The 23,410-nt window shown below is 67.2% G+C and carries 26 protein-coding genes and 1 pseudogene; 13 read left to right on the top strand and 14 right to left on the bottom strand.

The window, feature by feature from the left end:
• The first annotated feature begins 38 nt into the window (after positions 1 to 38).
• From IM25_RS24385 to IM25_RS24375, 3 genes are read left to right on the top strand one after another with little or no spacing between them, the layout of a single operon-like run.
• Positions 39 to 1,154, top strand: a complete 1,116-nt coding sequence (locus tag IM25_RS24385; RefSeq protein WP_033098819.1) for a cupin domain-containing protein — start codon at positions 39 to 41, stop codon at positions 1,152 to 1,154.
• A complete protein-coding gene (locus IM25_RS24380; protein ID WP_065996615.1) occupies positions 1,151 to 2,014 on the top strand; it encodes a fumarylacetoacetate hydrolase family protein in 864 nt (287 codons plus the stop codon). Before IM25_RS24385 ends, IM25_RS24380 begins: the two co-directional genes overlap by 4 nt.
• Positions 2,011 to 2,952 (top strand): maleylpyruvate isomerase family mycothiol-dependent enzyme, encoded by a 942-nt coding sequence (locus IM25_RS24375; protein WP_084295170.1) that lies wholly within the window; start codon positions 2,011 to 2,013, stop codon positions 2,950 to 2,952. Before IM25_RS24380 ends, IM25_RS24375 begins: the two co-directional genes overlap by 4 nt.
• Here the strand turns inward: IM25_RS24375 and IM25_RS27210 are convergent.
• Positions 2,835 to 3,083, bottom strand: a complete 249-nt coding sequence (locus IM25_RS27210; RefSeq protein ID WP_232333514.1) for an FAD-binding protein — start codon at positions 3,081 to 3,083, stop codon at positions 2,835 to 2,837. The genes IM25_RS24375 and IM25_RS27210 overlap by 118 nt on opposite strands.
• 147 nt (positions 3,084 to 3,230) lie before the next feature.
• Between IM25_RS27210 and IM25_RS24370 the strand changes: the two genes are divergently transcribed.
• A complete protein-coding gene (locus tag IM25_RS24370) occupies positions 3,231 to 3,926 on the top strand; it encodes a helix-turn-helix domain-containing protein (protein WP_033098823.1) in 696 nt (231 codons plus the stop codon).
• A gap of 38 nt (positions 3,927 to 3,964) precedes the next feature.
• On the opposite strand, the gene IM25_RS24365 is transcribed toward IM25_RS24370, so the two are convergent.
• A protein-coding gene (locus IM25_RS24365) for an IS3 family transposase (protein WP_157126919.1) occupies positions 3,965 to 5,202 on the bottom strand; the annotation gives its coding sequence in 2 pieces (ribosomal slippage) (positions 3,965 to 4,887 and positions 4,887 to 5,202; 1,239 coding nt in all).
• 60 nt (positions 5,203 to 5,262) lie between these two features.
• Here IM25_RS24365 and ctaD point away from each other — a divergent pair.
• From ctaD to IM25_RS24345, 3 genes and pseudogenes are all read left to right on the top strand, one after another.
• A pseudogene (ctaD, locus tag IM25_RS24355) lies at positions 5,263 to 6,822 on the top strand (aa3-type cytochrome oxidase subunit I); the annotation flags it as partial.
• A 52-nt stretch (positions 6,823 to 6,874) separates the two neighbouring features.
• Complete coding sequence (locus IM25_RS24350) at positions 6,875 to 7,393, top strand: hypothetical protein (RefSeq protein WP_033098584.1); 519 nt, start codon at positions 6,875 to 6,877, stop codon at positions 7,391 to 7,393.
• A 148-nt stretch (positions 7,394 to 7,541) separates the two neighbouring features.
• The gene (locus IM25_RS24345; protein ID WP_033098561.1) at positions 7,542 to 8,177 is read left to right on the top strand and encodes an Rv2732c family membrane protein; all 636 of its coding nucleotides are present in this window, start codon (positions 7,542 to 7,544) and stop codon (positions 8,175 to 8,177) included.
• Positions 8,178 to 8,283: 106 nt separating this feature from the next.
• Here IM25_RS24345 and IM25_RS24340 read toward each other — a convergent pair whose 3' ends face one another.
• Together IM25_RS24340 and IM25_RS24335 are read right to left on the bottom strand one after the other, a co-directional pair.
• Positions 8,284 to 8,913: a vitamin K epoxide reductase family protein gene (locus tag IM25_RS24340; RefSeq protein WP_006553273.1), complete on the bottom strand. Its 630-nt coding sequence runs from the start codon at positions 8,911 to 8,913 to the stop codon at positions 8,284 to 8,286.
• Positions 8,910 to 9,581: a DsbA family protein gene (locus IM25_RS24335; RefSeq protein ID WP_006553274.1), complete on the bottom strand. Its 672-nt coding sequence runs from the start codon at positions 9,579 to 9,581 to the stop codon at positions 8,910 to 8,912. Before IM25_RS24335 ends, IM25_RS24340 begins: the two co-directional genes overlap by 4 nt.
• Positions 9,582 to 9,754: 173 nt before the next feature.
• On the opposite strand from IM25_RS24335, the gene IM25_RS24330 reads away from it, so the two are divergent.
• Both IM25_RS24330 and IM25_RS24325 read left to right on the top strand, forming a co-directional pair.
• Entirely contained in the window at positions 9,755 to 10,324 is a 570-nt protein-coding gene (locus IM25_RS24330; protein ID WP_006553275.1) for a copper resistance CopC family protein, read from the top strand.
• Positions 10,325 to 10,447: 123 nt separating this feature from the next.
• Complete coding sequence (locus IM25_RS24325) at positions 10,448 to 11,683, top strand: Nramp family divalent metal transporter (RefSeq protein ID WP_006553276.1); 1,236 nt, start codon at positions 10,448 to 10,450, stop codon at positions 11,681 to 11,683.
• A 34-nt stretch (positions 11,684 to 11,717) separates the two neighbouring features.
• Here the strand turns inward: IM25_RS24325 and IM25_RS24320 are convergent, their stop codons facing one another.
• The 10 genes from IM25_RS24320 to IM25_RS24275 all read right to left on the bottom strand — a co-directional run bounded on the left by IM25_RS24320 (position 11,718) and on the right by IM25_RS24275 (position 20,886).
• Positions 11,718 to 11,990, bottom strand: coding sequence for a DUF4229 domain-containing protein (locus IM25_RS24320; RefSeq protein WP_006553277.1), 273 nt, complete (start codon positions 11,988 to 11,990; stop codon positions 11,718 to 11,720).
• Positions 11,991 to 12,049: 59 nt separating this feature from the next.
• Positions 12,050 to 12,787 (bottom strand): DUF305 domain-containing protein, encoded by a 738-nt coding sequence (locus IM25_RS24315; protein WP_033098562.1) that lies wholly within the window; start codon positions 12,785 to 12,787, stop codon positions 12,050 to 12,052.
• Positions 12,780 to 13,487, bottom strand: coding sequence for a DUF3105 domain-containing protein (locus IM25_RS24310; protein ID WP_033098563.1), 708 nt, complete (start codon positions 13,485 to 13,487; stop codon positions 12,780 to 12,782). Before IM25_RS24310 ends, IM25_RS24315 begins: the two co-directional genes overlap by 8 nt.
• A gap of 202 nt (positions 13,488 to 13,689) precedes the next feature.
• Entirely contained in the window at positions 13,690 to 14,361 is a 672-nt protein-coding gene (locus IM25_RS24305) for a M23 family metallopeptidase (RefSeq protein WP_006554177.1), read from the bottom strand.
• Positions 14,362 to 14,613: 252 nt separating this feature from the next.
• Positions 14,614 to 16,191 carry an apolipoprotein N-acyltransferase gene (lnt, locus tag IM25_RS24300; RefSeq protein WP_006554178.1) on the bottom strand — a complete coding sequence of 526 codons (1,578 nt, stop codon included), beginning with the start codon at positions 16,189 to 16,191 and terminating at the stop codon, positions 14,614 to 14,616.
• A gap of 69 nt (positions 16,192 to 16,260) precedes the next feature.
• A complete protein-coding gene (gene ccsB / locus IM25_RS24295) occupies positions 16,261 to 17,238 on the bottom strand; it encodes a c-type cytochrome biogenesis protein CcsB (RefSeq protein ID WP_006554179.1) in 978 nt (325 codons plus the stop codon).
• A gap of 3 nt (positions 17,239 to 17,241) precedes the next feature.
• Positions 17,242 to 18,858 carry a cytochrome c biogenesis protein ResB gene (resB, locus tag IM25_RS24290; RefSeq protein WP_006554180.1) on the bottom strand — a complete coding sequence of 539 codons (1,617 nt, stop codon included), beginning with the start codon at positions 18,856 to 18,858 and terminating at the stop codon, positions 17,242 to 17,244.
• Entirely contained in the window at positions 18,855 to 19,670 is an 816-nt protein-coding gene (locus IM25_RS24285) for a cytochrome c biogenesis CcdA family protein (protein ID WP_033098587.1), read from the bottom strand. The genes resB and IM25_RS24285 overlap by 4 nt, the downstream gene beginning before the upstream one ends.
• A gap of 2 nt (positions 19,671 to 19,672) precedes the next feature.
• Entirely contained in the window at positions 19,673 to 20,296 is a 624-nt protein-coding gene (locus IM25_RS24280) for a TlpA disulfide reductase family protein (protein ID WP_051121670.1), read from the bottom strand.
• On the bottom strand, positions 20,293 to 20,886 hold the full coding sequence (locus IM25_RS24275) for a TlpA family protein disulfide reductase (protein WP_198162597.1): 594 nt from the start codon (positions 20,884 to 20,886) through the stop codon (positions 20,293 to 20,295). Before IM25_RS24275 ends, IM25_RS24280 begins: the two co-directional genes overlap by 4 nt.
• A 611-nt stretch (positions 20,887 to 21,497) precedes the next feature.
• Between IM25_RS24275 and IM25_RS25790 the strand changes: the two genes are divergently transcribed.
• The 4 genes from IM25_RS25790 (at position 21,498) to IM25_RS24260 (ending at position 23,293) form a co-directional block, all read left to right on the top strand.
• Entirely contained in the window at positions 21,498 to 21,893 is a 396-nt protein-coding gene (locus IM25_RS25790; RefSeq protein ID WP_006554184.1) for an iron dependent repressor, metal binding and dimerization domain protein, read from the top strand.
• A 109-nt stretch (positions 21,894 to 22,002) separates the two neighbouring features.
• Entirely contained in the window at positions 22,003 to 22,380 is a 378-nt protein-coding gene (locus tag IM25_RS24265; protein ID WP_033098566.1) for a BlaI/MecI/CopY family transcriptional regulator, read from the top strand.
• Complete coding sequence (locus tag IM25_RS26560; RefSeq protein WP_006554186.1) at positions 22,377 to 22,811, top strand: hypothetical protein; 435 nt, start codon at positions 22,377 to 22,379, stop codon at positions 22,809 to 22,811. The genes IM25_RS24265 and IM25_RS26560 overlap by 4 nt, the downstream gene beginning before the upstream one ends.
• Entirely contained in the window at positions 22,772 to 23,293 is a 522-nt protein-coding gene (locus IM25_RS24260) for a M56 family metallopeptidase (RefSeq protein WP_051121672.1), read from the top strand. The genes IM25_RS26560 and IM25_RS24260 overlap by 40 nt, the downstream gene beginning before the upstream one ends.
• Positions 23,294 to 23,410 lie beyond the last annotated feature (117 nt).

The raw sequence follows: 23,410 nt of genomic DNA, 5'->3' as shown, positions 1-23,410 counted from the left end.
CCAAATCAGCACGTCACACGTTTCGAAAGGATCAGACGATGACCACCACCGAAGAGCCGCTCGAGCACAGCGACGTCGAGAACGCGATGCAGCCGGAGGACACCCCCGAGCTGCGCGAGCTCTACGCCGGGTTCGAGGCGAACCACATGATCCCGCTGTGGACCCAGATCGACGACCTCATGCCCACGAGCCCCTCGCCGAAGGCGGTGCCGCACGTGTGGAAGTGGTCGACGCTCTACCCGCTCGCGCAGAAGTCGGGCGACCTGGTGCCCGTCGGGCGCGGGGGCGAGCGCCGCGCCATCGGCCTGGCCAACCCGGGCATGGGAGGGCGGGCCTACGTCTCCCCGACCCTGTGGGCAGCCATCCAGTACCTCGGCCCGAAGGAGACGGCTCCGGAGCACCGCCACTCCCAGAACGCCTTCCGCTTCGTCGTCGAGGGCGAGGGCGTCTGGACGGTCGTCAACGGCGACCCGGTGCGCATGTCGCGCGGCGACTTCCTGCTGACCCCGGGGTGGAACTTCCACGGCCACCACAACGAGACGGACCAGCCGATGGCCTGGATCGACGGTCTCGACATCCCGTTCTCCTACACCAACGACGTGGGCTTCTTCGAGTTCGGGTCCGAGCGCGTCACCGACTACGCGACCCCGAACTACTCCCGCGGCGAGCGGCTGTGGTGCCACCCCGGCCTGCGTCCGCTCTCCGGCCTGCAGAACACCGTGTCCTCGCCGATCGGCGCATACCGGTGGGAGTACACCGACCGTGCGCTGACCGAGCAGCTGCTCCTGGAGGAGGAGGGCCAGCCGGCGACGGTCGAGCAGGGTCACGCGGCCGTGCGCTACGTGAACCCGACCACCGGCGGTGACGTGATGCCGACCATCAGGGCCGAGTTCCACCGCCTGCGCGCGGGCACGGCGACGGCGACCCGCCGCGAGGTCGGCTCGACGGTCTTCCAGGTCTTCGAGGGCTCGGGCTCCGTCGTCATGGACGGCACCGAGCACCAGCTCGAGATCGGCGACATGTTCGTCGTCCCGTCGTGGGTGTCGTGGTCGCTCCAGGCCGACACCCAGTTCGACCTGTTCCGTTTCTCCGACGCCCCGATCATGGAGCGTCTCCACTTCGACCGCACCTACATCGAGGGAGCCGACCGATGAGACTGACCACCCTGCGCACCGCCTCCGGGACCGTCGCTGCCCGGGTCGACGGCGACAAGGCCGTCGAGCTGACCGGCTACACCGACGTCGCGGACCTGCTGCGTCGCGGCGACCTCGCCGCCGTCGCCCAGGCGGCCGGCACCGAGCACGACCTGACGACGGCGGACCTCGCCCCGGTGGTGACCACACCGGGAAAGATCGTGTGCGTCGGCCTGAACTACCGCAACCACATCCTCGAGATGGGCCGCGAGCTGCCGGAGCACCCGACGCTGTTCACCAAGTTCCCCGAGGCCCTCATCGGTCCGCGCGACGAGATTCAGGTCCCGCCGGAGTCGGACAAGATCGACTGGGAGGGCGAGCTCGCCGTCGTCGTCGGCAGGAGCGTTCGCCGGGCCGACGCCGAGCAGGCGGAGGCCGCGATCGCCGGGTACACGATCATGAACGACATCACCATGCGCGACTACCAGTACCGCAGTCCCCAGTGGTTCCAGGGCAAGGCGTGGGAGAGCTCGACCCCGCTGGGCCCGGTCCTCGTCCCCCCGGACGAGCTGCCCGCCGACGCCGAGCTGGTCACCCGCCTCGACGGGGAGGAGATGCAGCGCGCCCGCATCGACGACCTCGTCTTCGACGCCGTCGCCCTGGTGCGGTACATCTCGACGATCTTCACGCTCAACCCCGGTGACGTCATCGCCACCGGCACACCGGGGGGCGTCGGCCACGCGCGCAAGCCGGGCCGTTACATCTCCGCCGGGCAGACCGTGTCCGTCGCGATCGACGGCATCGGCGACGTCGTCAACGTGGCGGTCGCCGAGAACGTCGCGGGCGCCGCCGAGCAGACGCCGGCCACGGTGGGCGTATGAGCACCACGCTCGAGCAGGCCCGTGAGGAGCTGCGCCGCCGTCAGGGCGCGGGTGCCCGGTACGACGCCGCCGACGCACCGGCTCGAGAGCTGGCGTGGGCACGGACGGGGACGGCGTACTTCGCACGGAAGCTCAACGAGCTGACCGACGAGGACCTGTTCGGCCCGAGCCTGCTGCCCGGATGGACCCGCGCGGCCCTCGTCGCGCACGTGGGCTACAACGCCCGCGCGCTCACCCGGCTGTGCGAGTGGGCGCGCACCGGCGTGGAGACGCCGATGTACGCCTCGACCGAGCAGCGCAACGCCGAGATCGACCGAGGCGCCACCCTGCCTGCCCGGGCGCTGCGGAACCTGTTCGCCCACGCCGAGGTCCACCTGAACGTCGAGTGGCGCGACCTCACCGACCATCAGTGGGACCACGAGGTCCGCACCGCGCAGGGACGCACCGTCCCGGCTCGCGAGACCGCCTGGATGCGCGCCCGCGAGGTCTGGGTCCACGCCGTGGACCTCGACAACGCCGGCTCCTTCCGAGACTTCCCCGCCGACCTGCTCGACGAGCTCCTCGCCGACGTCGTGCGGGCGTGGGCGCGGCGCCCGGAGGCGGTCGAGATCGTCCTCGCCCCCGCCGACCGCGGCGAGCAGGTCACCGTGGGCGAGGGGACCGGCCCCACGGTCACCGGCACCACGGCGGACCTCGTCCGCTGGCTCACCGGCCGTGGCGCACGCCGACTGACCAGCACCACCGGCGAGCTGCCCAAGATCCCGCGCTGGTTCTGCCCCGCCGGTGCCAAGGATCGGCTCCCTCCGGCACTCTCTCTGCTTTACGGCAGCTGTTCCGTTGAAGGTGAATTGGCCGTTCGTAGGGCCAGACGGGCTGCATGTCGGCCTGCCCAGCGACCCGTGATGAAAGCGGGCGCGAGACCGCCGACATATCCGTAGCGGGAAAGACCGCCTGCGTCGGCGCCAGCTGCGAAAAGATCTGGAAGAGGGGTGCCATCGTGGCCAAGCACTTGCGCGTCGGTGTCGATAGCAACTCCCCCAAAGGTGAACGTGATAGACGGCTGTACCATGACGGCGTAGTACGGGGAGACCTTCGGACCCCTCGCTGAAGGTGCTACCCGTACGCCATCGACCGATCCACCACCTGTTGTCGACGACGCTCGAAAATGAGGCCATAGCGACGGTCGAAAATGAGGCCACCCAGACAGATTGGATGGGTGATCTCTGTGGAGGATTGGGCTCTGGTCCGGCGGCTGGTGGCGGATGGTGTTCCGCAGCGTCAAGTCGCCCGGGACTTGGGTATCGGACGGGCGACGGTCGCGCGGGCTGTGGCCTCGGAGGGGCCACCGAGGTACGAGCGGCCGGCGGTGTCGACGTCGTTCACGCCGTTCGAGCCGGCGGTGCGGCAACTGCTGGTCACGACCCCGGACATGCCCGCGACGGTGATCGCCGAGCGGGTCGGGTGGACCGGGTCGATCACGTGGTTCCGTGACAACGTGCGGCGTCTGCGCCCGGAGCATCGGCCAGTTGATCCGGCGGACCGGCTGATCTGGCTGCCGGGGGACGCGGTGCAGTGCGACCTGTGGTTCCCGCCGGTGCGGATCCCGCTCGAGGATGGCACGGGGGCGGTGCTGCCGGTGCTGGTGATGACCTGCGCGTACTCACGGTTCACGCTGGCCCGGATGATCCCGTCCCGTCACACCGCGGATCTGCTGCTGGGGATGTGGGATCTGCTGATGCAGCTCGGGTCGGTACCGCGACGGTTGATCTGGGACAACGAGGCCGGGATCGGACGCGGTCGCCGTCATGCTGAAGGGGTCGGTGAGTTCACCGGGACCCTGGCCACCACGCTGCAGCGCTGCAAGCCCTACGACCCGGAGTCCAAGGGACTGGTCGAGCGCAGGAACGGTTAGGGCCTTCACCCCGGATCTTGGACACGGTGGGTGGTTGATTACGCCGCGGCTTGCAGCGTAGTGGCCCGGCGGGCCTCGTAGGTGGATGGGGAGAGATAGCCGCACCAGGAGTGACGGCGTCGGGTGTTGTAGCGGGTGGCCCACCGGAACACTCGTCGGCGGGCGTCGGCCTCGTCGCCGAAGGTCGCCGCACCGGCGAGGACCTCGCGCTTGAGGGTGGCGTTGAAGGACTCCGCGAGCGCGTTGTCGGCCGAGGAGCCAACAGCGCCCATGGACTGGGTGACGCCGAAGACGCGGCACAGCTTGGCGTAGTCCTTCGAGGTGTAGACCGACCCGTGGTCGCTGTGAAAGAGCGCGCCCTTCAGCGATTCGCGGTCGGCACGGGCGGCCTTGAGCGCGTCCTCAACCAGGCTGGTGCGCATGTGGTCGGCGACCGCCCAGCCGGCGAGCTTGCGTGAGCAGCAGTCGATCACGGTGGCCAGGTAGAGGTTCGACCCGTCCGCGAGCGGCAGGTAGGTGATGTCGCCGACGTACTTCTGGTTCGGCTCGGTGGCGGTGAAGTCCCGGTTGAGCTGGTCGGGGAACTTCTCCTCGGTCTGGTCCGGCACGGTGGTCCGCACGCGTCGGCGGAGCCGGATCCCGGCGAGCCCGTGCGCCTTCATCACCCGGGCGACCCGCTTGTGGTTCACGCGTTCTCCCTCGGGCTTGTCGTCGTTGAGTTCGGCGGTCACCCGTGGCGCGCCGTAGGCCCGGTCGCCGCCCTGTTTGGGGTCCTGGACGACCCGAATCTTCTCCGCGAGCACCGCATCAGCACGGGCACGCTCCTCGCGGGCAGGGGCTGCGGCAACCCAGGCGTAGTAGGACGAACGCGCGATCTCGATGACCTCGCACAACCGCTTCACCTCGAAGGCGTCTTGGTGGTCGGCGACGAACTGGAAGCGGCTCACCAGTTCGTCTCCCCAGCGAAATACTTGGCCGCCTGGCGAAGGATCCGCTTCTCGGTCTCGATCTTGGTCTTTTCCGCCTTCACCGCCGCGAGCTCGGCCTCAAGTCGGGCGATCTTCGCTGCCGGCGACTCCGGTCGGCCACCCGATGGCGGGGCCGCTCCGATCGCTGCAGTCCTCGACCCCGTGCCGTAGGTCTTCACCCACGCCGCCAACGTGCCCCGGGCGATCCCCAGGTCGTCAGCGATGCCGGCCAGCGTGGCCCCCGGGGTGGTCTCGAAGAGATCGACGGCCTGACGACGGAACTCCTCGGAGTAGTTCTTCCTGGCCATGAACTGGATCATCTCGCTTCCTCCAGCCACTGCTGGATTCTGCGTGTCCAAGATCAGGGGTCAAGCCCCCAGTACAATCAGCTGTTCACCATGCATGGCACGATCATGCTGCTGATGTACGCCACTCCTGTGGTGTTCGGCTTTGCCAACTACATCCTTCCACTGCAGATCGGCGCGCCCGATGTCGCATTCCCCCGGCTGAACGCCTTCAGCTACTGGCTGTATCTGTTCGGATCCCTCGTTGCAGTCGGCGGCTTCATCACCCCCGGCGGCGCCGCCGACTTCGGCTGGACCGCGTATGTGCCTTTAAGCACGGAAGTGCACTCCCCCGGCATGGGCGCAAATCTATGGATCGTGGGCCTGGCCATCTCAGGACTGGGCACCATCCTGGGCGCAGTCAACTTCATCACCACCATCGTGTGTATGCGAGCCCCCGGCATGACGATGTTCCGGATGTCGATCTTCACTTGGAACATTCTCGTCACCTCCATCCTGATCCTCATCGCCTTTCCGCTGCTGACCGCAGCGTTGATGGGGCTGCTATACGACCGGGTACTCGGCGGTCACCTCTTCGATCCCGCCACCGGCGGAGTGATGCTCTGGCAGCATATGTTCTGGTTCTTCGGTCATCCCGAGGTCTACATCATCGCGCTGCCGTTCTTCGGCATCGTCTCCGAGATTTTCCCGGTGTTCTCCCGGAAGCCGATCTTCGGTTACACCGGCCTGATCTACGCCACCCTCGGCATCGCGGCCCTGTCGATCGCGGTGTGGGCGCACCACATGTATGCCACCGGCGCGGTGCTGCTGCCGTTCTTCTCGTTCATGACCTTCCTGATCGCCATCCCGACCGGAGTGAAGTTCTTCAACTGGATCGGCACCATGTGGAAGGGGCAGTTGACTTTCGAATCACCGATGTTGTTCTCCGTGGGTTTTTTGATCACCTTCCTCTTCGGCGGCCTGTCGGGCGTGATCCTGGCCTCCCCTCCTATGGACTTCCAGCTGCACGATTCGTACTTCGTGGTGGCGCACTTCCACTACGTCGTGTTCGGCACCGTGGTGTTTGCGACCTATGCGGGTATCTACTTCTGGTTTCCGAAGATGACCGGTCGAATGCTCGACGAGCGCCTAGGCAGGTGGCATTTCTGGTTGACATTTCTGGGCTTCCATTCCACCTTTCTCGTCCAGCACTGGCTGGGCAATGAAGGCATGCCCCGCCGGTACGCCGACTACCTGCCCTCGGACGGATTCACCACCCTGAACACGATTTCGACGATCGGATCTTTTGTCCTCGGTGCCTCGGTGTTGCCATTCGTGTGGAACATCTTCAAGAGCTACCGCTACGGGCAGATCGTCACTGTCGACGACCCCTGGGGCTACGGCAACTCGCTCGAATGGGCGACTACCTGCCCGCCGCCGCGACACAACTTCACCGAACTGCCGCAGATCCGCTCCGAACGGCCGGCGTTCGAGCTGCACTACCCGCACATGGTCGAACGCATGAGGGCCGAGGCACACGTGGGTTTCGGTGGTGCGCCCAGGAGCACCGAAATCGCTAAGCGTGAGCTTGCCGAACCGCGGAGCACCGGCGAGGCCTCGGCACGCACCGATACGAAGGAATAAATCGTTCGCCGTCTCGGCGCCGAAAGATCGGAAAATACCGTTGAAGACCAACATGCCGGTGGTGACCGTGCCGGCAACAGACCGAGCCACCGCGGCATTGTCCGACTGGCTCATCCGAGACCTGACCGCCGTGACGCTCGAGCATGCAGGGCTTCCGGATCCTCAACGGTTACGTCGCCTGCCGCCGATCACCGCCGCGCACATCGGCAAGCCGGGTAAGTTGCGCCGACATGTGCGTGCGTTGGAACATGTTCTCGGGCAGGTGGATCGGCATCTTCGTGCCGGTGCGCACCTGCGCGAGCATGGCCTAGGAACCGAGTCGGTACCGGCCGTGCCGACAGAGCTCTTCGACGTGGCGGCGGACCTGGCCGGCACCGTCGTCGAGCGTGGCAGTCCGGCCGCGGCACTGGCCAATCGGGCGGTGCTGCTCGCGGCCGGAGTTATCGGCCGGGGGCTGGGGGTAGTCGATGCCTCCGCGACCTGGTCCGCTACCGCGGGGTCGTATTGCGCGATCATTGCGCAGTTGTGGCGGGACGAGCCCCAGGCACAGGTGCTGGTCGATCCCGGGTAGAGGGCTGGTGCCTGGTCCGAGGGGTGCGGGTACCTGCGCCGGTCGGTCCTCGGACGGATCGGGCTGGATCCATCCGAGGGCCGACCGGTCTGCTCCGCTTTGGACGGTCGCGGTCACCGGAACATTTTCCCAGGGCGGAGGTCGAGTTATGAGCGAGTCGGGTGACCGTAGTGATCCGGACGAGGTACAGCCCGGCGACGAGTCGACTGTCTACCCCGATCCGGTCCACAGTCGACAGGAGCTGGCGGCCGCCGAAAAGAGGGTCGCCGGACAGATCGATCCCGGGATGCGTGCGGTGGTGGTCGCTGCAGTGGTGGTGGTGGTGGCGGTCTCGTTCTCACTTCCGCACAACGGTGGCGCCAACGGCTGGCAGGTGCTGGCCGGCTCTACGGTGGCACAGGCCGAAACCATCACCCTTCCTTCGCGGATCTTTTTGGTGCTGGCAGCGGTGTTCGGGATCGTGCTCTCGATGCTGGCGCTGGTGACCCGACGATGGGTGCTGGCCTGGTTTGCCAGCGCCGGGTGCACGCTGGCGATCGTGTTCGGTGTGCTTGCCGTGTGGTCGCGGCAGACCCTCGATCCCGTCGCCGGTGGGGCCGGCCCGGGCATCGGCTTGTTTTTGGGGTGGGGAGCGATGACCGTCCTGGCGTACCACTGGATCAAGGTGGTTTGGGCGCGGTCGTCGCAGATGGTCGAGGCCGAGGCTGCCCGTCGGGCTGCCGAATCCGAGCTGCCCGAGCAGTACCTGCACCGGCTTCCTCCACCACGCGAGGACGGCACGTAGTCGTCCGAGCATTCCCGCGCGCCTCGCAAAAGGTACCTCGCGATGGGGAGAATATCGCTCGATGCGCCGTGAGTGAGCGGAGGCTGCCGCTACCCGGAAACTTTTGTCAGATCAGGGTCTGCCAGTACGGCCAGAAGGCGTGCGCTACCAGGGCGGATACAGTCAGCGTCCAGACGGTGGGGACCACTGCATGCAGCCGGTGCAGCCGCTGCCATGACCGCAACGGTCGATGTTTTTGCACCGCCTCGAGGTGCAGCAGGCAATACCACCAGCCGAGCACGCTGACCAGCCACACCACCATGCAGTACGGGCACAGCGCTTCGATCCGGTAGAGGCTCTGGAAAATCAGCCAGTGCACGAAGGCGACCGCCGCGGTCAGGCCGGCGAACAGGCCGTTCCAATACCAGCGGGGCACGCCGGCCCCGGCCAGGACCGCTACGGCGGTGGTCAGTACGACCGTGAAACCGATGACGCCCAGCAACGGATTAGGGAAGCCGAACAGTTCCGCTTGCCACGAGGTCATGATCGACCCGCAGCTGATGACCGGGTTGATGCTGCACGAGGGCCGATAGGCCGGATCGGCCAGCACGGCGAACTTTTCGACGGTGAGTACCAGCGAGGCTAGTAGCCCCGCTGCGCCGCAGACAACGAGGATCCAGCCCACCCCCGTGCTGCCGAGCGTCCGACCCGACGCCTCGTCGGTGGCAGGCGCCGCCGGACGCGTCGGGGCGCTCACTCGGCCAGCGCCGCGTCGATCCGGGCCCGTAGCTGTTCGTAGGTGGGCATGGGGGGCAGCTCGACGCCGTTGAGGAACAGGGTGGGTGTGCCTTGTACACCGAGGGTAAGACCGTCGTCGAAGTCCCGGTCCACGCGCGCGCTGACGGTGGGATCGTTGACGTCCCGCTCGAATGCGGCCATATCCAGGCCCAGTTGTTCGGCAAAACCCCAGAATACTTTTTCCTGGGACTGGCTCGACTCGCCCCACTGTGCCTGGGTGTCGTACATGAGCTGATACATCGGCTCGAGACGCCCTTGCCGGGCCGCGGCTTCGACGACCCGTGCGGCCAGATGGCTGTTGGTGTGGCTGGGAATGGGGAAGTAGCGGATCCCAAAGTCGATCCGCCCGACGTACTCGTTGCGGATTTGTTCCATCACCGGGTACAAGGCCCGGCAGGACTCGCATTCGAAATCAAGGAATTCGACGAGTTGGACCTTGTCGTCGGGGGCCGTGGACAAGGTACGGATATCTGGGGTCCACACCGGTGCCGTGGCAGCGCCGGGCGCCTCTTGGCCAGTCGTCCCGGCGTTCGTCCCGGCCCTATTGGTGTAGAGCAACACCGACAACAACACCACGAACAGGGCGACCAGAGCCGCGGACACTTTCACATTGGTCGTCAGTTTCATATTCTCGTCCGTCTCGGTGTCTGAGCGAGCCGGTAGCGTCACCGACCAACCGTAAAACTACGGTACATAGTAGATGGGCTAGGGTAGACCCCGATCAGCACCCTTTGCGTTCTCTCGACAGGCCACCGCGCCGGACGCTGCGCCGGGGTAGGGAGCCGAGAAAGTATGTTCCCATGACCAGACTCATCACGATCTTCGCCGCGGCCGCCGCGGTGCTGCTCCTCGGCGTCGCGCCCGCGCAAGCTCACAGCATGTTGATCGGTTCGACTCCCGCCGCCGACGCCACGGTGGCAAGTTCCCCGGACGGAATCGAACTCGAGTTCAACCAACCCATCAACACCGCTTTCGCCACCGTGACACTTACCGACAGTTCGGGCACTCAACGGGGAAGCTCCGAGGCGATTGTCGACGCAGAACGGGTGCGGCTGGCCATCCCGGAGCCCTTGACCGCAGGGGAGTATACCGTCGGCTACCGGGTCGTCTCCGCCGACGGCCATCCCATCACCGGTTCCTACGCCTTCACCGTCACCGCGGCGGCCGGGCAGACACCGACCTCCGAGGCTCAGGAGGCGTCCCCCTCGTCGGGCGCAGCCGAGCCCGAGACCACCGAAGCGCAGGTTGCCCCTGAGGACTCACAGTCCTCAGGCTCGTCGATTCCGTTGCTGCTGGGGTTCGCAGTACTGGGGGTGCTGGTCATCGCCGGGGGCACCTGGGCGGCAATGCGCGCCTTCCGGAAGAGCTGACACCGGACTCGGCGAGGAGGTGCTGCCCGCAGTCATCTCCTCGCCGGGACTCTGTGCACACCGCGACTTCTTGAAATTTCGGTTCCCCTGACTTTTAATTCAGGGAAACCTTTTGGAGGGCGGATGACGCTGACGCGCAATGTCGGGCCAGTGCAACGGTGGCGCCGTGGGACTCTTCTCGGACCGGCATTCGTCGCCTCTATCGCCTACGTCGATCCGGGCAACGTGGCCTCCAACGTCAGTGCCGGGGCCCAGTTCGGTTATCTGCTGGTGTGGGTCATCGTGGTGGCCAATGTCATGGCCGCGCTGGTGCAGTACCTGTCCGCCAAACTCGGTCTGGTCACCGGCAGGTCGTTGCCCGAGGTGCTCCGCGAGCGCATGTCCCTACCGGCGCGCTTGGCGTACTGGGGACAGGCGGAACTGGTCGCCATGGCTACCGACCTGGCCGAGGTCATCGGCGGCGCCATCGCCCTGAACCTACTGTTCGATCTCCCGCTACTGACGGGAGCGTTGATCACCGGAGCGGTCTCGTTGCTCTTGCTGCTGGTGCAGGACACGCGTGGTCAGCGCGGTTTCGAACGGGTCATCACCGGTCTGTTGCTGGTCATCGCGATCGGGTTCGTCACCAGCCTTTTCGTTGCCCCGCCCCCCGCCCACGCCGTGGCCGCAGGACTCGTGCCGCGCTTCGACGGTGCCGAATCGGTGCTGCTCGCGGCGGCCATGCTCGGTGCGACCGTGATGCCGCATGCGGTGTACCTGCACTCGGGACTGGTCCGGGATCGTCACGGTCATCCCGAGCCCGGTCCGCGACGGGCCGTGCTGCTGCGGGTCACACGCTGGGATGTCGGACTGGCCATGGTGGTGGCGGGCACGGTGAATCTGGCCATGTTGCTCACGGCCGCGACAACGTTGCAGGGCCGGGAGGGGGTCGATTCGATCGAGGAGGCGCACACGGCGCTGGGCCTAGAACTCGGCTCGACGGTAGCGCTGCTGTTCGCGCTGGGCCTGTTGGCCTCCGGGTTCGCGTCGACCTCGGTGGGTGCCTACGCTGGGTCCTTGATCATGGACGGGCTGCTGCGCAGACGGATACCGCTGCTGGCGCGGCGCTTGATCACCCTGGTGCCGGCGTTGGTGGTGGTCGCGCTCGGGACGGATCCGACCCGGGCCCTGGTGCTCTCGCAGGTGGTGCTGTCGTTCGGTATTCCTTTTGCGTTGATCCCTCTGGTGCGTCTGACCAGCGATCGGGCGCTGATGGGCATCGACGTCAACCATCGGCTCACCACCATGGTGGCGTGGGTTATTGCTGCCACGATCACGGCGCTCAATTTGGTGTTGATCTATTTGACGGCGCGGCCTTGACTGCGTCCGTTCCGAAACATCGGATTGATGAGGATCAGGGCCGGGGCCGTTTCGGTGGGTATTTTCGCTGGTTATCGATGATGCGGATCTCGTCGTTGATCCGGGTGCGCAGCCGATGCAGGGCTACCAGCGACACTGCTATCCCGGCGAGTACACCGACAAGGAGCGTCCACGTCAGCGACACCTCGAGTCCGAGAAGGTGGACGCCGGCCACCGCGGCGCCGGCGCAGCCGGCGACCACCGCCAGACGGACTGCGGTGTAGAGGAACACCAGGCGGGACACCCGCATGGTCGACGACTGTTTCATGATCGCTCCTGAGCGCCGACCCGGGACGGTGCCGGTCCGGGTCCTGGCAGTTTCGCCGGTCAGTTCATCGGTAAGGGTGCGGCGCCGTGGGCCGTAAGTAGTTGCTGCATCGTCGTCGATTCGGCTTGCTGGGTGTCGGCGATCTGTCGGGCCAGCGTCGTGACCACTTGTTCGGTGGCGTTGGCCGCGGCGTAGCGTGCCATCGGCAGGCCGCCTTGATGGTGCCGAAGCAGCAGTTGCAGGTACAGGGTGTCGAATGCGGGGCCGGTGGTGCGTCGTAGCGTGTCGAGTTCGGAGGTGGTGGCCATCCCGGGCATCCGTGGTCCTTGGATGGCCGATCCGGGCGGCATCGCCGCGTGCTCGGTCATACCTGCCGCCGTCCCGGCGCTGTCCTCGGTAGCGCGCATCCAGGTCATCGGTTCCCCGGCCGCCTGCAGCGGTCGGTCCCATACGGCCAACCAGCCCTGCATCGTGCCCCATTGGCCCTGCTGGGTGGTGAGCACGTCGTAGGCGAGGGTGCGGACCGCCGGGTCGGTCGCGTTGGTCAGCGCCATGGCCGACATTTCTACCGCCTGGCTGTGGTGCACCGACATGTCCTGGGCGAAGCCAACCTCGACCGAGTCCTGTGCAGGTGGCTCGGGATGACCGCCTCTCAGTCCCGAGGCACCGATACCCAGATAGAGACCGACGACGAGCGCGAACACACCCACGGCGAGCGTGCGGCCGAGCCTGGCCCATCCACCGGCAGCGGGAGCGGCGGGGGCAGTGAGGACGGGAGTGTCGTCGGACTCAGCCATTGCCGGGTCCGAGGTTCGAGCCTGTCGCCGGGGCGGCGGGGGCAGACTGCTGGCCCACGGTCATGGGGACGGCGTCCGGCCCCGGCGCGGACGCATCGAACGGCGGCGGAGCGCTCGGATCGAAACTGCCTGGAGTGGTGGAGCAGGTGGCACCTGCCTCGGGGTGGGTGTTGGGGTTTCGGCGCAAGGCAGTGATGAACTGGGCGAGTCGATCGTCTTCGGAGTCATCGAGCGCGAGGCGGTGGCCCCAGGACTGCACCGAGATCGGGGATGGCAAGCCCGGATAGGGCGACATCAGGGTGTAGGGCTGGCCGTCGACCTTCGCCTCCAATGTTGACACCTCGTCCCCGGTGACCTTCTGCGGGTCGTACGTAATCCACACCGCGCCGTGTTCGAGCGAATGCACCGCGTTCTCGCTGCGGATCGGTTCGGAATAAACCGTGCCGGTACAGGTGGCCCAGTACTGATCGTGTGGGCCCCCCATCGGGGGAGTCTGGTCGTAGGCCACCCGTTGCGGTGCCTGCACATGCGTTCCGGCCGGGTAGTCGATCTTCTCCACCCCGTCGATCACCGCAGACGGATCGGGGTTGTCCGCACTGGGCACGTACTTCTGGGCCTCGGTGCGTTCGGAGATCTTCGGGACGAGGTTGTACGCGATGGCCCCGATCAGGGCGATGATCACCACGGCAGCGCCGATCATCGGCCACGGCACCCGGTGCGAGTCGGCTAGGAGGAGCGGTCCCGGTCGCTTTCGGGGCGTCTGCGACTTCGGTTTGTCTGAGCTGTTCACCGCGTTTGCCTTCCTCGGCACCGATAGGCCGTCGCCCTACCGTAAATACTATAAATCATAGTTTTCCACGTGGGGGCCGTCGGAGGCTGCCATCGCCGAGCCGACGCGGCGGCTATGCCATCCGCGACAGGTCTGTCGGGGGTACACCCCGTTGCTGCAGCCACTGGGTCGGATCTACCTTCGTACCGGCCGGATCGGTGGTTTCGAAGTGCAGGTGCGGACCGGTGGACTGACCACGATTGCCGACGGTGGCGATCTGCTCACCGGCTTGCACACGCTGATCTACCTCAACCAGCGTTTCGTTGATGTGGCCATAGGTGCTGGTGGACCCGTCATCGTGCCGGACCTGGACCCACAGACCGAACCCGGAGGCCGGGCCGGAGTCGATCACGGTGCCCGAGGCGGCAGCATAGACCGGGGTGCCGATGCTGTTGGCGATGTCCAGACCGGCGTGGGACGAACCCCATCGCGGTCCGAACGCGGAGGTCAAGGTGCCCGAGACCGGAGCGACGGCGAGGGGCTGCAGTGTCGGTGTCGCCCAGGAGGCTGCGTTTGTCGGCACCGCTGAGCTCGACGGCAGGGCCGGAACAGTGGCGGCAGGGGACACTACCGCGGGAAAACCCGGAACCGCGGCGAGTTGGTCGAGCGCCGCCTCGACCTCCGGCAGAGCGGCCAGTGCTGCGAGTTCGGCTGGCAACGGGACCGGTGCAGGCGCGGCGGCATGCACACCACCCGAGGTCGGCTGGGCAGCCGCGGTGCCCGGAGCGAGAATCTGAGATCCCACGATCAGCAGTGCGCCGGTCGCGACCGACGATGCACATGCCCCGGTCGTGGCGCGGTTCGTCGGCGCCCGGTGCCGCCCCCGGCGTCCTTCGGATCCTGGCGCGGAACCCGGTTCTATATCGGTAAGGTAACGGATTTGGTTCCGGGTTGATGCATGGTGCCGTCCCACAATAACGCTCCTGACATGCTCTTTCGATGTAGATCCGCCGTTGCCGCGACGGGTAAGATAACGAAACGATATACTAAGAAGGCGCTAAAAACTACCTGTCTTAGTAATTGGGTGGGTGTGGGCCTTCTGGCGACCGATGAGCAGGATCCACATCACGGCCGCGGCGGCGAGCACCTCAGGGCCCGAACCGAGCCGGGTCGCCCAGGTCAGTCGGGTACCCAGGGGCAGCTCACCGACGAGGACGTCGGCGGTGAACATCGCACTGCGGTTGGTGACCGCGCCGTCGGGAGTGATCAGAGCGCTGACGCCGCTGGTAGCCGCGACCACCACGGACCGCCCGTGCTCTACCGCCCGTAGCCGAGACATGGCCAGCTGCTGGTAGGTCATCTCGGTGCGGCCGAAGGTCGCGTTGTTGGTGGGCACTACCAGCAACTGGGCGCCTGCCCGCACCGACTCGGCAACCGCATCGTCGAAGGCAACCTCGTAACAGGTCGCCACCCCCACCGGTACGCCGTTGAGCTCGACCCGGCCGGTACCGTCTCCGGGGATGAACCGGCCTGCCTGCGCGGCCGCCGGCCACAGGCGCTCGATCACCGGGCGCAGCGGCAGATATTCCCCGAATGGCACCAGGCGCCGCTTGAGGTGCCGGGCCCCGGGACCTGTCACCGGATCCCACACCAGCGCACTGTTACCGCTGGTGCCGTCCCCGTTGTCGAGCACGGCACCGACGAGGATGGGCACGCCGATGGCGGCAGCGGCCTCATCGAGCTCGGCGTGGGCATCGGCCTGACGCAGCGGATCGATGTCCGAGGAGTTCTCCGGCCACACCACCAGCTGCGGCCGGGGCGCGCGACCCGACGCCACGTCGACGGCAAGTCGTTCGGTCGCCGCGACGTGATTGTCGAGCACGGCCCGACGCTGGGCGTTGAAATCGAGCCCCATTCGCGGCACGTTGCCTTGCACGGCCGCGACCGTGACCGTCGATGCCGGGAAGCGGGCGGAGTCGCGCATCCCGACGAGCGGTGCCGCCGCAAATGCGACCGCTGCCAGCAGCATCGAACCCATCGCGACCGCAGGCCGCCGCTCGCGCGCAGCGATCACGGTTGTGACCACCGCGGTGCCGATCACCGCGACGGCGAAGCCCACACCGGCAGGCCCAGCAAGGGAAGCCAGCTGCAGAAGTGGCCCCTCGGCTTGCCCGAAGGCCAGCCGTCCCCACGGAAATCCTCCGAACGGAATCCGTGCGCGTATTGCTTCGGTGACCACCCAGGCGGCGGCAATCGATACCGGGGCCGCCGGGCGGCGGCTGAGCGCCGCGGCCAGGGCGCCGAATATCCCGACCGCGAGCGCCTCGATCGCTGCAAGCGCCAACCAGGGCACTGGTCCGACGTAGACACCGACCCAGGGCAGCAAGGGCAGAAAGAACCCCAACCCGGCCAGGTAGCCGTAGCCGAAGCCGGCGCGCCTGCGTCGGCCGTGCAGTACGGCGGTGAGCACGGCAATGGCGAGCGGGGCCAACCACCATCCCGTGCGGGGTGGGAAACTGGCATAGAGCATCAGCCCGGCCAGAATCGATGCCGCACTACGCACCGGCACCGACAACTCCGGTCCGCGGCGGCGCACCGAGGTAGGGAGCGCCACGGTGGTGGCCCCCTCACTCATCGACGAGTTCCCTCCTATTAGGCGGACGCGCAGACCCCTGTACACACAGGTACACATGCCCAGGGTGTGTCAGTTCAGTCCGGCATAGGAGTGCAGCCCCGAGACCACCATGTTGATGATGAACAGGTTGAACAGCATAGATACGAACCCGGCAATGTTGATCCAGGCCGCGCGGGTTTCCCGCCAGCCGGCGGTGGCCCGGGCGTGCAGGTAGGCGGCGTAGATCACCCATGCGATGAACGAGACGGTTTCTTTCGGGTCCCAGCCCCAGAACCGGCCCCAGGCGGCTTCGGCCCAGATCGCGCCGAGGACGACCCCGGCACCGAACAAGGGGAACGCGAAGATCGTCGTGCGGTAGGCGAGACGGTCGAGGGCGCGGGCGTCGGGGAGCCGTTGCATGAGTCGGGCCAGCCGGGTATCCGGGCGTTTTTCGGCGTTCAACGCCAGCAGAAACAGCGTGCTGGCCACCCCGGAGACGAGGAAAACTCCGCTCGAGACGGACACGACCGAGACGTGGATCGGCAGCCAGAAAGACTGTAGCGCCGGCACCACCGGGGCGGCATCGGCGTAGAGCACGGTGCCAGCGACGAACAGCAGGATCAGCACCGGGATCAGCGCGAATGCCCACAGCACGCGCAGCGCCGGGCGGCGCAGCACGATCAGCCCGGCAAGTACGCCCACCGCGCAGGTGACGGTGACGAACTCGTACATGTTGCCCCAGGGGAAACGCGCGGTGGCCAGCCCGCGCAGCACCATCGAACCAACGTGCAAGATCAGGGCGATCACGAGGACGCTGACGCCCATGCGGCCGAGCCGGTCCGAAAGGTCCCGCCGGGGTGGCTCGGCGACCCGGCCCGGCCTGTCGGCGGGGACCGCAGAGGTGGTAGAAGTGGCAGAGGTGGTGGCGGCCGCGAGGATGGGTGCGGTACGGCGCACCCGCACGGCCGCGAATTCGGCGATGAACAGCACCAGCGCCAGTAAGTAGATGGCGAAGGCTGTTTCGAAGCTCAGGTCGGAGTAGCGGGCGAGGGTGTCGTCAATCGGCATACGCTATCGGTCTTCCTTCGGAGCAGAGGGCACATCGGGTAGCAGGCGCTGACAGATGTCGGTGAACTCCGAACCCCACCCGGCCTGGTCGGTACGGGCCAATCCCCCCAGTTCGAGGGCGGTGCCGGCGCCGTCAGGGCGCAACCGCACCCAGATCCGGCGGCGCTTGATCACCAGCGAGGCCAGAAGTCCGCCCATCATGGTGATTGCGAAGACCAGCACCCAGTTCTGCGCGGGATCATGAGAGACCTGCAGGTAGGCGAATTCCTCGGCGCCGTCGAACCGTACCGCGGTACCGTCGGCCAGGGTCGTGGACTCGCCGGGCTTCAGGTTGACGCGGTCCTGTTTGACCAACCGGCCCTGATTGATCATTTCGGAGTTCAGCTTGAAGATCGACTGCGGAATGCCGGTATCCAGGCCGGTATCGCCCTTGTAGATGTCGATGGCCACGGCCGGATCCAACATGTCGGGGAACACCGAGGTCAGCAAGGTGCCGTCGAACGCTGCGGTGGGCGCGAACAGCCCTTCGAGCGCGATCTGGTTGCGGCGGCGCTCGTCCGGATCCGGGTAGGTGCCGCCGGGCGGATCGAAACGCAGGGCGCCGCTGCTGAGGAACGTGGTGGCGTCCTCGGGGGCGAACTGCAATGTTTCGGTGCGCGATTGTCCGTCGGGGAAGGTCACGGTGAACCGGGGCGCGTAGCCGTGGCCGGTGAGGTAGACCCGTTCGTTGCCCAGGCGCAGCGGTTCGTTGACCCGCAGTCGGTGCTGCTGCCAGCGGTCGGTGCCCAAGTCCTCTCCGTTTTGGTAGGAGATGTTCGAGGTGAACATCTTCGCTTGGCCGTTGTCGAGGTAGTCGGCGGAAAAGTCCTCGACCCTGACGCAGAAGGGCTCGAGTCCGGTGCCGTCGGTGGCGGTACCGGCTCGGAACGAGTCGTACACCGCCGGGGAGGTGTTGCAGAACCCGGGACCGCCGTCGGCGATGACGATCACCGCGCCCTCGTACCCGAACAACCGGCCGGTGGCCACCGCCACCAACAACCCCACCAGGGAGAAGTGGAAGACCAGGTTGCCGGCCTCGCGCAGGTAGCCCTTTTCGGCGGAGATCGACCGGTGCCCGTCGTCGCCGGTGCGGGTGACCGTTCGCCACCGGCGCAGCACGGTCTGTACCTGCTCGAGAGTGTCGTCGATGGGAGTGTCGAGTTTTCCCTGGTGGTGGTGCGGCAGCCGGGACAGATTGCGCGGTACCGCGACCGGCTCACTGCGCAGCGCCCGCAGATGCTCGCGCAGGCGCGGGAGCAGACATCCGATGAGCGAGATCATCAGCAGCGCGTAGATGGCGGTGAACCAGAAGCTGGCGAACACGTCGAACATTTCGAGTCGGTCCAGGAGCGGGCCGAGAACCGGGCGGGCGGCGATGTACTCGTCGACCTTGCCGACGTTGAGGTTGCGTTGCGGGAGCAGCGCCCCGGGGATCGCGGCGACCGCGAGCAGGAACAGCAGCACCAGGGCGGTGCGCATCGAGGTGAGCTGACGCCACAGGTTCCGGGCCTGGGCGAGGGCGCGGCGCCACGGAGGAGGACTCGGTAGCGGTGGTGCCGGATTCCGGTCGGTGAGGGTCATATCGGTAGCACCACGCTGGTGACGAACTCATCCCGGATCCACGCGATGAACAACTCCCATGCCCCGGTCAGCAGAGCGATGCCGACCGCGAGGAGCATCACGCCGCCGACGATTTGAATGGTGCGAGAGTGGCGGCGCAGCCATCCGACACCGCGCAGGGCCGAGGACGAACCGAACGCCAAGGCGATGAACGGCAGTCCCAGTCCCAGGCAGTACGCGACGATCAACAGCACTCCGCGGGCGGCGGTGGTGCCTTCGGTGCCGGCCGCCACAGACAGCACCCCGGCCAACGTCGGGCCCAGGCACGGTGTCCACCCCAGCGCGAAGACCCCACCGAGCAGCGGGGCGCCGGCGAGTGAGGAGATGCGCCGGGGCGCAAAACGGGTGTCCTTCTGCAATGCCGGAATCAGGCCGATGAAGGCCAGGCCCATCACGATGGTGATCACCCCGCCGAGGCGTTGGAGCAGTTCCTGGTTGATCCGCAGTGCCCCGATCACCCCGAATACCGAGGCGGTGGCCAGCACGAACACCACGGTGAAACCGGCGACGAACAGGCCGGCGGCGCCGGTGACCCGCCACCGGCCCGTGGTGTGTACCCCGGCGGTGCCTACACCGGCAGGGGTCAGGGCCGGTGCTTCGGCGCCGGAGACGCCGGCCAGATACGACAGGTAGCCGGGCACCAGGGGCACCACGCACGGAGAGGCGAACGAGATCAACCCGGCCAACAGACAGGCGCCCACCGCCAACAGCAGCGGCCCGGACGCGGCCGCGGTCTGGAAACTCGCCCCGATTCCCTGCGCGAGCACAGTCACGGTCACTGTTCGGCCGCCACGCGTTCGATGACCGGTTGCAGGTCCTCGGTCAGCAGGGCCCGCAGGAACACCGCCGCGACGCGATGCTGCCGGTCGAGGACGAGCGTGGACGGGATGACGCTGGTGGGAAAGGCGCCACCGAGGGCGGTCAAGGTCGCCATCGGCGGGTCGTAGATCGATGGGTAGGACACATTGTTGTCGATCACGAAGTCCTGGGCCTTGTCGCGCTGGGGATCGCGGACGTTGATACCGAGAAACTGCACTCCCAGATCCTGGGTGGCTGCGTAGGCGCGCTCGAGATCGTCGGCTTCGCTGCGGCACGGGGCGCACCACTGTCCCCACAGGTTGAGCACGACCACCTGGTCGGCGTAATCGGCCAGGTCGACGGTGACGCCGTCGGTCATCAGGTCCGGGCCGGAGAGCGCGCCGAGGGTGCCGCGGTCGGCCGGCGGATCGTAGAAAATGTCGGTCTGTCCACCGGGGGCGACGAAATCGAAGGTGCCACCCTGGGCGACGGCGTCGGAGCCGGTGCCGCAGCCGCTCACCCCCACCAGCACCACCACGGCCAGGACCACTCGGCCCAGCAGTCGAGACGGCCGGCCGCCTGTCGGCTTTACGCCGGTCATCGCAGCAGCCCGTTCACCGCGGCACGGACCTGGTCCGGGCCTGTGAACACCGCGGGCTCGGCGATCCGGTCCACCGAACCGTCGCGCTGCAGAAGGAAGGTCAGCGGCAACACGGGTGGGCCGGCCAGTGCCTGCTGTGCCCGGTCGTCGGTGTCGACGAACGAGGGGTAGCCGATGCGCAGGTCGGTCATCAGCGTCGCGGCGGAGCCCGCGGTGTCCTGCACGTTGATCCCGATCACCCGCACCGCGCCGGGCTCGCGGGCGTAGGCATCGAGCACGGGCATTTCTTCCCGGCACGGTCCGCACCACGAGGCCCACACGTTGAGCAGGGCCGGTTCCCCGGCCAGGGCGCCGCCGAGATCGACGGGGCGGTCCGAACCCAGGCACCGCACCGTCACCTCCGCCAGGGGACCTGCAGCCCCGATGCCCGTGCCGGTCGGGCAGGGCGGGGTCGCGCCCGGGTCGGGCAGAGCGTTGCGTGCCGGGGCGGGGCGGGCGGATACCGCGGTCGGCTGTAGCCCGGAATCGGCTGGGGTCACGGTGTCGTCCTCCCGTTGGGGCCACAGCGCCACCACGAACGCGACGATCACGAACAGACACGTGATCGACCATGCGGCTCTGGTAGACGTGTGGCCCCTCTCCGTTGTCGTCCGACCGAAATACTACGCGAGATAGTATTTCGATCGGACGACCGGTCGGGATCAGCAGCACATCATCGACGCACACATCTGGCATGCGCCGCTGAGCATCATCACGTGGCAGTCCCACAGCGCCTGCAAATTCGCAATCATTTCCTGCATGTTTCACCTCCTCCTCGATCGCGATGCGCCGCTTTCGCGCATCTACTATCTCCGTACGTAGATAGTAGATGTAGACGGGAACGCTGGTCCTGGGCTCGTCCAGCAAGGAAGCGTTCATGCCGAAAACGACCGGTTCACCTCCGCTGTGGCGCCCGTGGCGGGTTCACCACCTCGAGGCGGTGGAGGACTACCTTGCGAGCCTCTACCGTCGGAGCGGCCGCTGCGAAGAAACCTCGACCACGGCGCGGGCAGCCCGTCTGGGCTGGAGGCTGTCAGCAGTGTCAACCATGCACCGACGCCAGGGGGCCGCCGATCTGATCGTCCGCCCCACGGCGCACCGAGCGGAGTTGACCGGCCACGGCCGACAACACGCGAGAAACGTGGTGCGGCGGAACTGCCCGGTGAAGACCTTCAGGGCACCGGAGTTGTCCCTGCTGTGGATCGAACTCCCGAGAGAGGCCGACCGGCTCGAGCATGTTGTCGGCATACTGTTCGAGGTCCGACTCGTCCGGGTCCTGGGATATCCGCGGTCGAACCCGTTCGGCAGTCCCATCCCGTTCCCGACCGAAGACCGCGCCGAGTCGTGGCCCGATCTTCTGACCGCCGTCCTGCCCTGTCGACGATTCACCGTTCGGCGCATCGCCGATCACGACTCGGTGGCGCTCGGACTGCTGACCGGAGTCCACATCGGCCTGCACACCGTCCTGACCGACGTGGTGCTCGATCCGGTCACCGACCTGGTGCACTTCGACACCGCCGGCCACCGGCACATCCATCCGCTCGGTTGCGCTCAGTAGGTGCACGGTCGATCCGGGTGATCGGGAGGGTCAACGGCGGTGACCGGCCGCGGACGCATCCGGCCCGCCTTACCCTGGGAGAACGGCAGACACGAAAGCGGAGGCAACGGTGCGGGTGAAGGGGTTCGGTGAACTCGAGGCCGTGGTGATGGACCGGATCTGGGAGCGCGAGGGCACCACCACGGTCCGGCAGATCTTCGACGCTCTCGCCGCGCACCGCGACATCGCCTACACCACGGTGATGTCGACGATGGACAACCTGTACCGCAAAGGGTGGCTGGCACGGGTCCGCACCGGCAAGGCATTCACCTACTGGCCGACACTGAGCCGGGAACAACACACGGCTCGGCTGATGCGCGAGGTGTTCGACGCGGGCGGGCAGACCGATCTGGTCTTGACCCACTTCGTCGAGCAGATGAGCGCGGAGGAGTCGGCGAGCCTGCGCCAAGCACTGCGTCGACTGTCCGGCGGCGAGGACACCGCGTGATCCCCGTCCTCTGCCTGCTGCTCTACGCCGCCGCCGTCGCGGTGTTCGGTCCCGTGGTCCTGGCACGGCTGACCGCCGCCGGGATCGCCCCGCGCCTGGGCGTGGCCGCCTGGCTGAGCGCAATCACAGGTGTGTCCGTCGCCGCAACCGCTGCCGTGGCGATTGCCCTCGTCGACGTGCTCGGCAGAGGTGGTGACGCCGCTCGATGGATCGTCGACTGTGTCGGCGCGCTCTCGACAAGCGTCGGCGAGCACTCCGGCGCAGACATGCGTCTGCTGTCGGGAATCGTATTGTCCGGGGGGCGGCCGTGGGGGTCGTCGGGGCGTGGCGGATCTGCCGGGGTGTGCAGCGCCGCCGAGCCCGCACCCATGAGCACGCCCACCTGGCCCGGATGGTCGGACGTCGCATCCCCGATCTCGACGCAGTGGTGATCGACTCCGAGGAACGAGTGGCGTACTGCATAGCCGGACGCGAAAGATCGGTGGTGATCACCCGTGGCGCGTTGGCGGTGCTCGATCCCCGGCAGCTCGCCGCCGTCCTCGCGCACGAGCGAGCCCACCTCGGCCGCCGCCACTCGCTGGTGCTCGATGTCGTCCACAGTGTGGCAGCGGCACTGCCCGGGGTTTCCCTGTTCCGGGTCGGCGCCACCGAGATCGGGCGTCTGTTCGAGATGTGCGCTGACGACGTGTCGGTCCGCGGACAGGGAAGGCGGGCCCTCCTCGGCGGTTTGCTCGCCTTGGGTGGGCATCCGGCCCCGGAAGGTACCCTCGGCGGCGGCGGTGGGCTCACCGCCCGCGCCGCGCGGCTGGTCAGCCCGCCTCCGCCGCTCGTTCGTCTCGGCGTCACCGTCCTGCTCGGGGCCGTCATCGTCACTGTCCTTGCGGGGCCGTTGATGTGCACCTTGATGGATTGAGGCGTTGGGCGGCACCCGAGGTCCCGGGGGCCGGGGGCCGGCGTGGCCGAGGGCGATCCCACCAGGGCGGCGACTCTGTCATCGTCGAAACCCGATATAATCCCCTTCAATCGATTA

The sequence above is a fragment of the Rhodococcus sp. p52 genome (genome assembly GCF_000763325.2).
GTDB classification, from domain to species: Bacteria; Actinomycetota; Actinomycetes; order Mycobacteriales; family Mycobacteriaceae; genus Rhodococcus; species Rhodococcus pyridinivorans.
The sequence above is the reverse complement of the archived record's forward strand: the minus strand, read 5'-3'. Positions and strand labels throughout refer to the sequence as shown.

What these genes read in the sequence shown, in the direction of transcription:
- IM25_RS24385 (WP_033098819.1), top strand. Translation starts at nt 39, where the DNA reads ATGACCACCACCGAAGAGCCGCTCGAGCACAGCGACGTCGAGAACGCG.
- IM25_RS24380 (WP_065996615.1), top strand. Translation starts at nt 1,151, where the DNA reads ATGAGACTGACCACCCTGCGCACCGCCTCCGGGACCGTCGCTGCCCGG.
- IM25_RS24375 (WP_084295170.1), top strand. Translation starts at nt 2,011, where the DNA reads ATGAGCACCACGCTCGAGCAGGCCCGTGAGGAGCTGCGCCGCCGTCAG.
- IM25_RS27210 (WP_232333514.1), bottom strand. Translation starts at nt 3,083, where the DNA reads ATGGTACAGCCGTCTATCACGTTCACCTTTGGGGGAGTTGCTATCGAC.
- IM25_RS24350 (WP_033098584.1), top strand. Translation starts at nt 6,875, where the DNA reads ATGCCGGTGGTGACCGTGCCGGCAACAGACCGAGCCACCGCGGCATTG.
- IM25_RS24345 (WP_033098561.1), top strand. Translation starts at nt 7,542, where the DNA reads ATGAGCGAGTCGGGTGACCGTAGTGATCCGGACGAGGTACAGCCCGGC.
- IM25_RS24335 (WP_006553274.1), bottom strand. Translation starts at nt 9,581, where the DNA reads ATGAAACTGACGACCAATGTGAAAGTGTCCGCGGCTCTGGTCGCCCTG.
- IM25_RS24330 (WP_006553275.1), top strand. Translation starts at nt 9,755, where the DNA reads ATGACCAGACTCATCACGATCTTCGCCGCGGCCGCCGCGGTGCTGCTC.
- IM25_RS24325 (WP_006553276.1), top strand. Translation starts at nt 10,448, where the DNA reads ATGACGCTGACGCGCAATGTCGGGCCAGTGCAACGGTGGCGCCGTGGG.
- IM25_RS24320 (WP_006553277.1), bottom strand. Translation starts at nt 11,990, where the DNA reads ATGAAACAGTCGTCGACCATGCGGGTGTCCCGCCTGGTGTTCCTCTAC.
- IM25_RS24315 (WP_033098562.1), bottom strand. Translation starts at nt 12,787, where the DNA reads ATGGCTGAGTCCGACGACACTCCCGTCCTCACTGCCCCCGCCGCTCCC.
- IM25_RS24310 (WP_033098563.1), bottom strand. Translation starts at nt 13,487, where the DNA reads ATGATCGGCGCTGCCGTGGTGATCATCGCCCTGATCGGGGCCATCGCG.
- lnt (WP_006554178.1), bottom strand. Translation starts at nt 16,191, where the DNA reads ATGAGTGAGGGGGCCACCACCGTGGCGCTCCCTACCTCGGTGCGCCGC.
- ccsB (WP_006554179.1), bottom strand. Translation starts at nt 17,238, where the DNA reads ATGCCGATTGACGACACCCTCGCCCGCTACTCCGACCTGAGCTTCGAA.
- resB (WP_006554180.1), bottom strand. Translation starts at nt 18,858, where the DNA reads ATGACCCTCACCGACCGGAATCCGGCACCACCGCTACCGAGTCCTCCT.
- IM25_RS24280 (WP_051121670.1), bottom strand. Translation starts at nt 20,296, where the DNA reads ATGACCGGCGTAAAGCCGACAGGCGGCCGGCCGTCTCGACTGCTGGGC.
- IM25_RS24260 (WP_051121672.1), top strand. Translation starts at nt 22,772, where the DNA reads ATGGTCGGACGTCGCATCCCCGATCTCGACGCAGTGGTGATCGACTCC.